The organism is Mycobacterium toneyamaense (assembly GCF_055384815.1).
Window position 1 is genome coordinate 4,588,146 of sequence record NZ_AP040333.1, and the last position, 12,471, is coordinate 4,600,616.

At 64.9% G+C, this 12,471-nt stretch carries 11 protein-coding genes; 5 read left to right on the forward strand and 6 right to left on the reverse strand.

Going from position 1 to position 12,471, the window contains the following annotated elements; genetic code table 11:
* Nucleotides 1–8 precede the first annotated feature (8 nt).
* Nucleotides 9–2,138, reverse strand: coding sequence for an Rv1355c family protein (locus ACZ5IQ_RS22150; protein WP_371824479.1), 2,130 nt, complete (start codon nt 2,136–2,138; stop codon nt 9–11).
* Nucleotides 2,138–2,500, reverse strand: coding sequence for a hypothetical protein (locus tag ACZ5IQ_RS22155; RefSeq protein ID WP_212806778.1), 363 nt, complete (start codon nt 2,498–2,500; stop codon nt 2,138–2,140). Before ACZ5IQ_RS22155 ends, ACZ5IQ_RS22150 begins: the two co-directional genes overlap by 1 nt.
* A 13-nt stretch (nt 2,501–2,513) precedes the next feature.
* Here ACZ5IQ_RS22155 and ACZ5IQ_RS22160 point away from each other — a divergent pair, with 13 nt between their 5' ends.
* Complete coding sequence (locus tag ACZ5IQ_RS22160; RefSeq protein ID WP_212806779.1) at nt 2,514–3,878, forward strand: cytochrome P450; 1,365 nt, start codon at nt 2,514–2,516, stop codon at nt 3,876–3,878.
* Between the two features lie 104 nt (nt 3,879–3,982).
* Here the strand turns inward: ACZ5IQ_RS22160 and ACZ5IQ_RS22165 are convergent, their stop codons facing one another.
* Nucleotides 3,983–4,603, reverse strand: coding sequence for a TetR/AcrR family transcriptional regulator (locus tag ACZ5IQ_RS22165; protein WP_212806780.1), 621 nt, complete (start codon nt 4,601–4,603; stop codon nt 3,983–3,985).
* Between the two features lie 251 nt (nt 4,604–4,854).
* Between ACZ5IQ_RS22165 and ACZ5IQ_RS22170 the strand changes: the two genes are divergently transcribed.
* Both ACZ5IQ_RS22170 and ACZ5IQ_RS22175 read left to right on the forward strand, forming a co-directional pair.
* Complete coding sequence (locus ACZ5IQ_RS22170) at nt 4,855–5,562, forward strand: dienelactone hydrolase family protein (RefSeq protein WP_212806781.1); 708 nt, start codon at nt 4,855–4,857, stop codon at nt 5,560–5,562.
* A gap of 13 nt (nt 5,563–5,575) precedes the next feature.
* Nucleotides 5,576–5,854, forward strand: a complete 279-nt coding sequence (locus ACZ5IQ_RS22175; RefSeq protein ID WP_212806782.1) for a WhiB family transcriptional regulator — start codon at nt 5,576–5,578, stop codon at nt 5,852–5,854.
* A 5-nt stretch (nt 5,855–5,859) separates the two neighbouring features.
* Here ACZ5IQ_RS22175 and ACZ5IQ_RS22180 read toward each other — a convergent pair whose 3' ends face one another.
* On the reverse strand, nt 5,860–7,338 hold the full coding sequence (locus ACZ5IQ_RS22180) for an APC family permease (RefSeq protein WP_212806783.1): 1,479 nt from the start codon (nt 7,336–7,338) through the stop codon (nt 5,860–5,862).
* Nucleotides 7,339–7,873: 535 nt separating this feature from the next.
* Complete coding sequence (locus tag ACZ5IQ_RS22185; protein WP_212806784.1) at nt 7,874–9,370, reverse strand: gamma-aminobutyraldehyde dehydrogenase; 1,497 nt, start codon at nt 9,368–9,370, stop codon at nt 7,874–7,876.
* Nucleotides 9,371–9,484: 114 nt separating this feature from the next.
* Here ACZ5IQ_RS22185 and ACZ5IQ_RS22190 point away from each other — a divergent pair, with 114 nt between their 5' ends.
* Nucleotides 9,485–10,006, forward strand: coding sequence for an Lrp/AsnC family transcriptional regulator (locus tag ACZ5IQ_RS22190; RefSeq protein WP_212806785.1), 522 nt, complete (start codon nt 9,485–9,487; stop codon nt 10,004–10,006).
* Nucleotides 10,003–11,388: an aspartate aminotransferase family protein gene (locus tag ACZ5IQ_RS22195; protein WP_212806786.1), complete on the forward strand. Its 1,386-nt coding sequence runs from the start codon at nt 10,003–10,005 to the stop codon at nt 11,386–11,388. The genes ACZ5IQ_RS22190 and ACZ5IQ_RS22195 overlap by 4 nt, the downstream gene beginning before the upstream one ends.
* 45 nt (nt 11,389–11,433) lie before the next feature.
* Here ACZ5IQ_RS22195 and ACZ5IQ_RS22200 read toward each other — a convergent pair whose 3' ends face one another.
* On the reverse strand, nt 11,434–12,372 hold the full coding sequence (locus ACZ5IQ_RS22200) for an SDR family oxidoreductase (protein ID WP_212806787.1): 939 nt from the start codon (nt 12,370–12,372) through the stop codon (nt 11,434–11,436).
* Nucleotides 12,373–12,471: the final 99 nt, after the last annotated feature.

Below are 12,471 nucleotides of genomic sequence, written 5' to 3' on the forward strand. Positions count from 1 at the left end.
ACTCCCCGTCAGTCGCGCAGCACGACGCGCTCGTCGCTGCGCCGGCTGGTCACCGCCGGCGGCGCCGCGACGGTGAGTCGCAGGATCAGCGCGATCCTCTCGTCCGCGTCGATGCCGGCGAGGTCGACGAATTGGCGTTGCAGAATCCCGAGTTCGCCGGCGAAGCGAGCGGAAAGCTTGGTGAGATCGGCCGTATCGTGGGCGAACAGCCAGACCGGCGAGATCGGCTGTACGGCCAGGCCGCGCTGCTGCGCATGCACCCACACCGCCTCCGCGGCCGAGCCGCCCGCGGCATAGTCGCGCAGTGCACCACCGGTGACGGTGACGATCGCCAGAGCCGAACTGGCGTGCACCCGGCCGCGCATGTCGTCACCCAGTGCTTCACCGGCGTTCCAGTCGGCCAGTTGAGCCATGACTTCCGGCCGGCGCAGCAGCTCGAGCATGACCAGCCCGCCATCGCCCAGTCCGAGGCTGTGCACGTCGATCCCGGCGTCCGGATCGGGATCGCCGGGCCAGCGCAGCTCGGCGATCATCTCCTGATGCAGGTGGGGGGTCAGGAACCTGATCCGGTCGGAAGCGCCCAAAATCTCTGCCGCTGCGGCGATCTCGCCTGGCGCGGTGATGAGTCGCAGCCGCCCGCCTTCGCATTCGGCAGCAGCCGACAATGCCCCGGCAACCTCGTCGGCCAGGGGCGTGGGAGTGCCTTTGTCGCGGTTGGTTTCGCGCGCGAGCACCGCGCCGTACAGGTCGGCGAGGTCCGGGTTGCCGCCCTTGCCGTACCAGAGTGTCGCGTGCAGCGGTGACCACGACCCGTGGGCCGGCTCGTCGACGGTTACCGGGCCGAGGATGCCGTGGTGGGCGGCGGCAACCCGAGCATTGAACACCGCGGCGCCGACGGCGACGGCGCTCCCCCGGAATCCGACATCGATGGTCGGGCTGTATTGCGGGGCAAGGCAGATCGCGATCTCATCTTCGCCGGCCTCGATCAACCAGGGCTGAACATTGCCGCCCGACGGCGCGCGCATCGCGGCGATCGCAACCTGGCCGGTGAGGCTGGTGGCGGAGAGCGGCTCGTGCGCGGGCGTGGTGGGCCGCGGCGCGCCCATCGACGGCTCGGCGAGTTGGTCCAGCGATGACCCGATGTCGATGCGGCCGCGCCCCGAGCGCAGTTCCTCGCCAAGTCCGATACGCCGCACCGCCTCGGCTATCGCAGACGCCCCGATGATGACCTCCGAGGCCACCTGCGGCCAGGTGGCCAAGGTCCGGTCGAGTTCGATGAGCGACGCCGCGGTGCGCGGTGAGAGCTTTTCGGCTTCGAGGTGGCGCAGGATGTGTGCCACCTTCTCCTTGCTGCTCATGCCGGGCAGCAGGCCGATGTCGAGCGGGCCGAGCAGGCCATGGAGGATCGGGCGGTCAGGTTCGTCGTCGAAACGTTCGACGTCGATGATGCCGCGGTCGCTGGTGGCCATCAGCACCGGGATGCGTCGATGCCGGGCGGCCACCCGCGCGACGGCCTTGATGTCGAGCGAATCGCATTCTTCGACAAAGACATTGAGCCCGTCGACGAAGTCATCGACGGTCTCGGTGGTCAGGCCCTGATGGAATACCTCGACCGGTAGGTACGGGTCGAGTTCGGCGATGCGGCGCGCCGTGGCGACAGCCTTGTTGAGTCCGAGGTCGAACACGGTGGCCGGTATCCGATTCAGGTTCGAGAGCTCGACGCGGTCGAAGTCGGCCAGACGCAGTCGCCCGCACAAGCCTTGGGTGGCCAGGGTGTGGGCGATGACATGCCCGACGCTCAGGCCCGCCACACCGACAGTGAGTTCGGCCAGTCGGGTCTGCTCCCCCGTGGTGATGCTGTTGCGATTGCGGTCGAGGCGCAGTGCCTTGAAGCCGGCCGGACCCAGGATCGAGACGAGGGTCCGTCGCCACGGGTACCAGACCCAACGGGCCGGTTCGTCCAGGAGTGCGGCAGCGGGTTGGGGGCGCAATCGGCGTAGGTTGTCCAACTCGGGCCCGTAGTGGTCGAGGACCTGGACGTGCGGGTCCGACCGGAGAAGATCGAGTGTGGTCGCGGCTGCCGGATTGGCCGGGTCCAGAATTTGTGGGCGATATTCGTTCGGATCAGTTGGTTGCACTATTCGGCTCCAAGTTCTGTGCATTGCCTGGCTGCGCCATTCGGGCCGTCTGTACGCTGCGGAATGGGCCTGGGGGGCAGTTCGTCAGTGTCGCCGACCAGCCACAGGAGAAACCCGTTGATGTGGGCGCTCAGGCACGAATCCACTTCTGCTGCAGCGGCTATCGCGCGTTTGCGCAGCGCCTCGTCGGCGCGGTAAATGCCGGCGGGCACTCGGTGCTGGCTCGGCATTTCCTCACTATCGCATAGGTGGATATCCACCGTCGAGACTGATAACGTCGGCCCGTAGAAATACGGGGCGTGGCCAGGGGGAATGAATATGCGCGCTGCGGCGGCGACAATCTCGATTGACGACAGCGTCACGGATTAACGCAACATGGTCGACCAATCACGCCCGGACGTCGCGTCACTACCGCTACCACCGGTGAATCCGCTGCCTCGCAAACAACGTCTCGCCGCGTGCCGTTCCTTCCACACCGGCACCGATGTCCTGCGCGACGCCGGCGGCCCGGTCACCCGCTTCACCCTCGCGCCGAAGTGGCTGATGCCTCCCCTGGTCGTCGTCACCTCCCCGCAGGGCATCCGGGACACCGTCACCTGCCACGACGGCTCGATCGACAAGACCAGCGACGTCAGCCAGGAGCTCGAGCGCATCATCGGAGCCAACCTGTTCGTCGTCGACCATGAGCACTGGCTGCCGCGCCGACGCACGATCCAGCCCGTGTTCACCAAGCAATCGGTCGCCGAGTTCGGTGGCCACATGTCCGAGGCGGCCGAAAAGGTATGCGCCAGTTGGGACGACGGCGCCGAGATCGACTTGGACGCCGCGGCCCGACGGGTCACGATGCGCGCACTCGGCCAGAGCGTGTTCGGGGTCGACCTGAGCGATCATGCCGAGTCGATCGACGCACCGATGCGTGTGGCCGTCTCGTATGCGGTGTCTCGGGCGATCAACCCGGTGAGCTTGCCGCGCTGGGTTCCCACCCGGGCGCGCCGGCGTGCGTACGCGGCGGCAGCGACGATCCGCAAGCTCGCGCTGGATGTGGTGAAGGCATGCCGGGCCGATCCTGAGATGAACGCGCCTCTGGTGCAACAGTTGATCGCGGCGAAAGATCCCGACACGGGTAAGCCGTTGTCGGACTTGGACATTGCCAACGAGCTGCTGATCTTCATGTTCGCCGGCCAGGACACGACCGCGACCACGATCGCGTACGCACTGTGGGCGCTGGGCCGTAACCCGGAGATGCAGGACCGTGTCCGTCAGGAGGCGTCCCGATTCGGCGACCGCGAACTGACTCCCGATGATGTTGCCGGCTTGGGATACACCATCCAGGTGCTCAAGGAGTCGATGCGGTTGTGTCCGCCCGGGGCAACAGGTTCACGGATGGCCACTCGCGATGTCGCCGTGGCTGGCTACCGGATTCCGGCCGGCACGATGATCGTCATGGGTCGCATGTCTGTGCACCGTGACCCCAGCCTGTGGGACAGGCCGCTGGTGTTCGATCCGGAGCGATTCACCGAAGCGAACAGCCGCGGTCGTGACCGCTGGCAGTACATCCCGTTCGGCGGCGGTCCACGCGGCTGTATCGGCGACCATTTCGCGATGCTGGAAGCCACGTTGGCCCTGGCAACCATCGTGCGTTACGCCGAAATCGATTCTCTCGATGACGAATTCCCGATGGTGGCCCCCTTCACGCTCGTGGCCGGAGGACCCATCCGGGCCAGGATCAAGCTGCGCTGACCAACCGCCGCCCTTCGGTGAGCGGGCGGTCCTGCGAGCAGTCTGAGTCGAGCCGGCCGACAACCCCTCGTATGTCGGCCGGCTCAACCCGTTGAATTCGTGGTCTACTCCACGGCGCGGAGTTGGCCGTGCCGGATAAGTGCGGTGACAGCTTCGTCCCAGCGGCGCAAGTTCTCAGGTTCGAGGAAAGCACCCGGGATGTGTCGCTCGATGTGCTTTCGAAACAGGATGGTTCCCGCGCGCACAATCAGCGGAAGCAGCGCACCCCACTCAGGGTCAAGGTCTTCACGGGTCAGCCCCATCTTTTCGAAGTGGACCCGCTGCGCCTCACTGATGGCGAACATGCCGTCGAAGATGGTTTCGCCCACGCCTTCGGGTTCGAGCATCTGCATGCAGATGTACTCGAGCACGTGTGGCTTCTCCGAGATGACCTCGGTAAAGCGATGCCCCATGGCGACCAGCGATTCCTCTGGTGGAGCGTCGGGGTTCTGAATTTTGGCGGCCAGCGCGTCGATCGCATGATCGTCGACTGCGGCGATCAGATCCTCTTTGGCCTTGAAATGGTGTTGAACACGCCCGACGCTGACGCCCGCCGCGTCGGCGACGTTTTTCAGCGTCGCCGCCTGTGTCCCGCGGTCCGCAAATACGGTCAGCGCAGCCTCGATGATCATCTCGCGGCTGGTGGGTTTGGCCGGTTCGCGTCGACGTGTGAACACGGTCTCCATGCGAGTAGACAATACATGGAACTCGTGTCACGATTCGACTGTATCGGCGGTCAATATTGAAAACTTGGTTAACGATATAGACATATCGGTACGCCCGGTTGCGTATCGCCACACACTGGAGGGCCAGCGGCCCGCACCGCGACGGCAAACGCCGCAGTCAGGAAGAGATCAGGAAACATGACCGATTCGGCATTGCGCACGCCAGGCGGCCAGCCGAACGCAGGTGCCACGACACAGCGAACGGGTACCTGATGCCGGCGATCACCTACCCGGCCCCAGCGGGGCCCGTTCCCGGATATCTCGCGGCTCCCGACGGCGCCGGGCCTTGGCCCGCGGTGGTCGTCATCCAGGACGTCCGCGGACTCACCGCCGACATCCGCCGCAGCGCTGACAAATTCGCCGAAGCCGGTTATCTGGCGTTGGCTCCCGACCTCTACGGCGGCCACAAGCCCAAGATCCGATGCGTCGCCAAGACCATCCGCTCACACTTCACCGGCGAAGGCCCGGCTTACGACGACATCGAGGCTGCCCGTTCCCACCTACTGGCCGACCCACGCTGCAACGGCAAGGTCGGGATCGCCGGCTTCTGCATGGGCGGGGGCTTCGCCCTCGTCGTCGCCGCGCGCGGCACATACTCAGCGGCCGCATCCATGTACGGGCTGGCCCCCAAGGACATCGACAGCCTGGAGCGATCCTGCCCGGTCGTCGCGAGCTACGGAGCCAAAGACCGCATCGTGAAAAAGGGTGCGGCCCAACAACTTCAAACCGTCCTGGCGCGCGCGGGCATCGCCCATGACGTCAAGGAGTATCCCCTTGTCGGCCACGCCTTCATGAACGACTTCGGCCTACCCCGCGTTCTCAAACCCGTGGAAACCCTTGCCCGAATGGAGTTCTCGGAGTTGGAGGCCGAAGACTCCTGGCAGCGGGTCTTCGCGTTCTTCGAAGAGCATCTCACCTGACGGGTCACCAAACATGACCGCAATACTGCAGAAGTCAGCTATTCCGTCACCGATGCCGCCGTGCACGTTTGATCCGGACCGGTGGGTCAATGCCGGGAACGACGCCGAGGTCAAGGCGTTGTGCCGCTCATGCCCGCGCCGCCAGCGTTGCGCCATCGAGGCCGTCAACACCCCGGGCATCTCTGGCGTCGTTGCCGGCGTGCATGTACCCGATGGGGGCCGCCCCCGCGCTTTCGCCCTGCGTCACCTGCGAGCGGTGGCGGCCCTCACCGGGATGCCTGAAACACCCTGACTACCTCACGCGAGTTCAGCCGGCTCGGGCGCCGGCTCCGCATCCACCGACGATTCCCGGGTCTGCCTGCGGGCAATGCGGGCCGGACCAGCGACGTACCACGCGGCCGCGGCGAGCAGCACCGCGAGGAAGATCCACGGCATCAAGGCTGCCGGCCAGGCCGGGAGTGGATACACGTTGCGGTAGAAGACGTACCCGAGGCAACCGGTGACAGTCATTCCGATGATGACGGCGGCACCGATGCCGGCCTGTGGCGCCAAGCGCCGCACCAGAATCGGGATACCCAGTCCCATCAGCATGTAGGCAACCATGTAGCCGAAGGTCCCCAGGGTTCCGGTGTAGGAATACACATCCAGTTCGTTGATTCCGCTGAGCCCCAAGCCAAGCGCCGCAACCAGGGCAGCCACACTGAGCAAGATGATCGCCACATGCGGGGTCTTGCGGACGGGATGTGTCGCCGCCATCTTGCTGTGCACAAGCTGCGACTCCCCCATCGATCGCAGTACCCGACTTGCCGCTGTCAGTGAGCCGGTCACGCAGGCGAAGTTCGAGGCCACCGCGCCCAGATCGATGCCCAACGCAAGCCAGTGAAAGCCAAGGCCATCGGCCAACGTGTTCAACGGCGTTGCATCGGCGGCCAGGTTGTCGGCACCACCGAATCCGACAATCTGAGCGTAAGACGCGTACAGGTAGAGCGCGCCCGCCAGGAGCGCACTGCCCGTGACGGCCCGCGGGATCGTCCGCTGTGGGTCCTTGGCCTCGACGGACAAACACGCAGCCGACTCGAAGCCGACGAAGCCCAGGGTCGCCAACACCATGCCGCTGACCACCTGTTGCACCGTGATGCCGGTGGGCATGAGCGGCGCAAGGGTGAAGCCATGATGAAGTAGAACCATGGTGCACACCAACAGAATTGCTCCGATTGAGAGCACCTCGAGCACCACGCCGGTCCATGCGGAGATCCGGACGCCGCGGATCATCATCCAGGCCGCGCAGACCACACACAGGATTTCCAAAACCACCGTCACCGAAATCGAGGTAGCGGGCGCGCCGGCGCTCACCGGTGGAGCCACTCCGAGAAGGGGTTTGGTGTACTGCGAGAATTGGGCGACGCAGCCGACGGAGATGAGCAGATACCCGAGAGCGAGACCGGTCGAACCGACGAACCCGACAGCTCTACCGAACGCGGCGGTGATATGTGAGAGCAGGTCCTCCCCCGGCCGCAGCCGCGCGGCCCGGGACACGCACCAGCCCACCAAGAGCAGCACGCACAAGGAGACGGCGTAGGAATACAAGGTGCCTGCGCTGGCGCTGGCCGCCACAAGCGTTGCGCCGGAAACCATCACGGCACTTGGCGCGATACCGGCCGTCGATTGCGCGACGAGCTCGACACCGCTCATACTGGCGGCCGCAAGCCCGGTATCCGCATTCTGCTGAGCATCTCTGAGTTCCTCGAGCCGCTCGACATTGGATATAGACGGCATAGATCGGCCTCCTCATGGTGATTGGTCGGTCCCGAACACGGCGCGGACCGCATGCCGGCTGCAGTGCCGACGGCTGGGGTGTAGGCTAAATGACCTAGCGGGGCAACCGCTTTCGGTTCACCAGGCAACTTTAGAGTCGGGTTGTTACGAGAAGTGACGACGAATGTTAAAAGCGCCGACAAATACATTCGTCATTCACACTGAATGACGCGGCATTGGACAACGGAGACCGGTATCGCGTAGATGTGTATTCGCGGCGAGTCGGCGCATGTTTTTGCAGATACAGAAAATTCCGACTATCGCCGGTGCTGAAATCAGCGCGCCGGCTGTCGTTCCGGGCTGTATGCCGAATACCGATGTAACACAGTACATCTGGAGAGTCGGCACAGATTTCGGGCAGATTCATACCACCCGATGAAAGGTGAGCCCGGGCGCGACGTTGTGACGCCCATTCGCGAAACTCTGCGTTTCCCTGCAATTCATCGACAAGAAGCTTTCACAGGGCTTTGACAGCTACGGCTGCCGTCAGCGTGAACTACTTCCTATTGGCGAAGATGATTCGGTGCCATTCTTTTTCGGCGACCGAGGTGATGTCGCTCATCACGTGCTTGATGGTCAGGTATTCCTCGAACGAATAGGCACTCATGTCCTTGCCGAACCCGGAAGCACCGAAACCGCCGTGCGGCATTTCGGAGATGATCGGGATGTGGTCGTTGATCCACACGCAGCCCGCCTGGATTTCGCGCGATGCCCGCTGGGCTCGGTACACGTCACGAGTCCACGCCGAGGCCGCCAACCCGTACTCGGTGTCGTTGGCCTGCCGCAGCGCGTCGTCATCGTCGATGAAGGGTCGCACGGTCAGCACGGGACCGAAAATCTCGTCGCGGTAGATCTCGGAGTCTTCCGCAACATCGGCGATCAGGGTCGGCGGGTAGAACGTACCGGGACCCTCGGGCATGGTTCCGCCCGTCACGATCCGGCCGCCCTGCTGCTGGGCCCGCTCCACCATGCCGGCGACTTTGGCCCGGTGTGGCGTCGAGATCACCGGTCCCAGATCGGTATTCGGGTCGTGCGGGTCGCCGGTGACGACCTTGCCGAACAGTTCGGCAACTCCGGCCACAAAGTCGTCGTACAGCGGTTGCGCCACGATGGCGCGGGTCGCAGCGGTGCAATCCTGGCCCGTGTTGATCAGCGATGCCGCCACCGCACCATGGATCGCGGCATCCAAGTCGGCGTCATCGAAGACCACGAACGGAGCCTTGCCGCCGAGTTCGAGCTGGGTGCGGTGGCCATGGACGGCCGCAGCTGCCATCACTCGTCGCCCGACTGCTGTCGAGCCGGTGAACGTCACCATGTCGACATCGCGATGCCCGGCAAGGGTTGCGCCGACGTCCGCGCCCAGCCCGGTCACGACGTTGAACACGCCTTCGGGCAGCCCCGCTTCGCCGGCCAGGCGCGCCAGCGTGAGCGTGGTCAGCGGCGTGATCTCGGCAGGCTTGATCACCACGGCACAACCAGCCGCCAACGCGGGCAACGCCTTCCAGACCGCCATCTGCAGCGGGTAGTTCCACGGCGTGATGGTCGCGACCACCCCGACCGCCTCGCGCCGGATGCTCGACGTGTGATCGGCCGAGTATTCGGCACTGGCCTTGCCCTCGAGGTGTCGGGCGGCACCGGCGAAAAAGTCGATGTTGTCGACGCTGCCGGGCACGTCGAAGTTCGCCGCCAGCCGGACCGGTTTACCGGTCTGCCGCACCTCCTGATCCACGAGCTCGTCGGCGTTCTCGGCGGCCAGTTGGGCCAGCCGCGCCAGAACCGTGGCCCGCTCGGCCGGAGTTGCCCGGGCCCAGCTCGGCTGTGCAGCGCGGGCCGCAGCTACTGCGGTGTCCACATCGGCGGGTGTCGCCAGCGCATATGAGGCCACGACAGCACCTGTCGCCGGATTGATGATGTCGAACGGATTGCCGTCCGTCGTCACGATCTTTCCGTTGATGAAGCTACCCGCGACGACCTCGCCTCCACCTGCACTCACGATCTAGCACGCTACCCCAAGACTGCTGCGGTTTCCACTCGAAATCATGCTTCCTACGACTGATTCCGTCGTGCATGTTGTGCTGAACGACGAAATCCGTGCACAATTGACGCCATGGCCATCTCCGATGCACCGCCTGATGCCGCTGCGCTGCCTGCACGAAGTAACCAATCTCGGGGCGGTGCCGCATTCCAGCTCGACGAGCTCTCGAAAGAGATCATCGAGCAGCTGCAGCAGGATGGCAGGCAGTCCTACGCCGCCATCGGTAAAGCGGTCGAACTATCGGAAGCGGCCGTGCGCCAACGGGTCCAGCGCATGATCGACTGCGGCGTCATGCAGATCGTCGCCGTGACCGACCCCGTTCAAATGGGCTTCGGACGCCAGGCCTTGATCGGCGTTCGCTGCACCGGTGATACCACCAAGGTCGCCGACAAACTCGCCGCCATCGAGTCTGTCGATTACGTAGTGCTGACCGCCGGCACCTTCGACATCATCATCGAAGTCGTCTGCGAAGACGACGGCCACCTGCTCGACCTGCTCAACAGCAAGATCCGAGCCGTGCCCGGGGTGTTGTCCACCGAAACGCTCGTCTATCTCAAACTCGTCAAACAGCAATACAACTGGGGCACGCGATGACCACAATCAATGCAGCACAATCACTTTCAACCGACTTGGCAGCCAAGGCCAAGCGGCACCTGTGGGGCCATTTCGCCCGCCATGGGGCCGACATCACCCCGCCGATCATCACCCGCGGCGAGGGCGTCACCATCTTCGACGACCGCGGCAAGAGCTACATCGACGGGCTTTCGGGCCTGTTCGTCGTACAGGTCGGGCACGGCCGCGAAGAACTCGCGGCCGCCGCCGCCCGGCAGGCCGAGCAACTGTCCTTCTTCCCGTTGTGGTCCTACGCAACGCCGACCGCGATCGAACTGGCCGAGCGCATCGCCAACTATGCCCCAGGCGACCTGAACCGAGTCTTCTTCACCACCGGCGGCGGCGAAGCGGTCGAGAGTGCATGGAAGCTGGCCAAGCAGTTTTTCAAGCTGACCGGAAAACCCGGCAAGCACAAGGTGATTTCGCGTTCCATCGCGTACCACGGCACGCCGCAGGGTGCGCTGGCGATCACCGGCATCCCGGCTTTCAAGGCGCCGTTCGAACCGCTCACCCCCGGCGGCTTTCGCGCGCCGAACACAAACTTCTACCGGGCGCCCGATGCCTACGCACACGACCCGGAGGCCTTCGGCCGGTACTGCGCCGACCGCATCGCCGAGGCCATCGAATTCGAGGGCCCCGACACCGTCGCCGCAGTGTTCCTGGAGCCGGTGCAGAACGCGGGCGGCTGCTTCCCGCCGCCACCGGGATACTTCCAACGCGTCCGGGAGATCTGCGACCGGTACGACGTCCTCCTGGTGTCCGACGAGGTGATCTGCGCCTACGGCCGCATCGGCTCGATGTTCGCCTGCGACGATTTCGGCTACGTCCCCGACATCATCACCAGCGCAAAGGGTTTGACGTCCGGCTACTCCCCGATCGGCGCGATGATCGCCAGTGACCGCCTGTTCGAACCCTTCAACGACGGCAAGACGATGTTCGCCCACGGCTACACCTTCGGCGGACACCCGGTGTCGTCGGCGGTGGCGCTGGCCAACCTCGACATCTTCGAGCGCGAGGGCATCAACGACCATGTCAAAGCGACCGCCCCGGCTTTCCGGGCAACACTCGAGCAGCTGTACGACCTGCCGATCGTCGGCGACGTCCGTGGCGAGGGATTCTTCTACGGCATCGAGCTCGTGAAAGACAAGGCCACCAGGGAGACCTTCAACGGCGAAGAGTCCGAGCGCCTGCTGCGCGGCTTCCTGACCCCAGCGCTGTGGGAGGCAGGTCTGTACTGCCGCGCCGACGATCGCGGCGACCCAGTGATCCAGCTGGCTCCGCCGCTGATCAGTGGGCAGAAGGAGTTCGACGCGATCTACGACATCCTGCGCACCGTCCTCGACGAAGCGGGGCGACGCCTCTAGACGGCTCTGTCCCGAACTCTTGGCTGCCCGAACAGATTTGGGTGGCTACCCGCCGAAATGGGTGCCGGTCAGATCTTCGGAAGCCGTCCAGACGCGGCGGGCTTCGTCTTGGCTGCGGATTCGGCTGTAGGGCTTCTGTTCGGCGGGTGCACCACCAAGATGCATGAACCCCTTGGGCCCGTACAGCTTTCCGCCGGCATTCGGTGTGGTGGCGGCCATCAGAGCGGGGAGCTTCGCGGTTTCGACAGTTCCGACGATGAGGCCCACTGCTGAGGCTCGCCGGATGAGCCTGACACCGAGAGTATCGCCGTTGCGGCCGATCTCGGGGCGCACGGCGAGCAGGCTCGTGGGGGCGACGCCGGGGTGGGCGAGATTGCTGGAGATCCCCCAGCCGAGCTCGCGGCTGCGCCGATCAAGCTCGAGGCCGAACAATCCGAACGCGATCTTGGACTGGCTGTACGCACCGAAGCCGTTGTAGGACTTCTCCCAGTTGAGGTCGTCCCAATTGATTGATCCGCGGTTCGCCGCAATGCTGATCTGCGAGGTCACACGGGCTTTCCCGGCGCGCAGAAGCGGCAGTAGGTGCGCGACGAGGGCGAAGTGTCCCAAGTGATTGGTGCCGAACTGCAGCTCGAACCCGTCGGCCGTCATCTGCCTGGCGGGCGGTGTCATCACGCCGGCGTTGTTGACGAGTAGGTGAATCGGCCGGCCGTCGTCAAGCAGGCGCTGGCTCAGGCTCGCAACCGATTTGAGGGATGAGAGGTCGAGTGGCTCGACTGACACTCGAGCGTTGGGTGTCTCGTTGCAGATCGTGGCAACTGCGGCGTCGGCTTTGACGGGATTGCGCGCGGGGAGGACAACCTCGGCGCCGGCCGCAGCCAGGCGACGAGCTGTGCCAAGGCCGATGCCGTCGGTACCGCCGGTCACCACGGCGCGGGTGCCGGTGAGGTCGGGCAGGGTGATATCGATCGGGGCGCGATGCATGGGGTTCCTCCATCAGGTGTGAACTCCACAGTCACACCCGCGGGAACCCGTATCCAGGGATCGGCGATCCCTGGATACGGGACGGAGTGGTCGTACTGT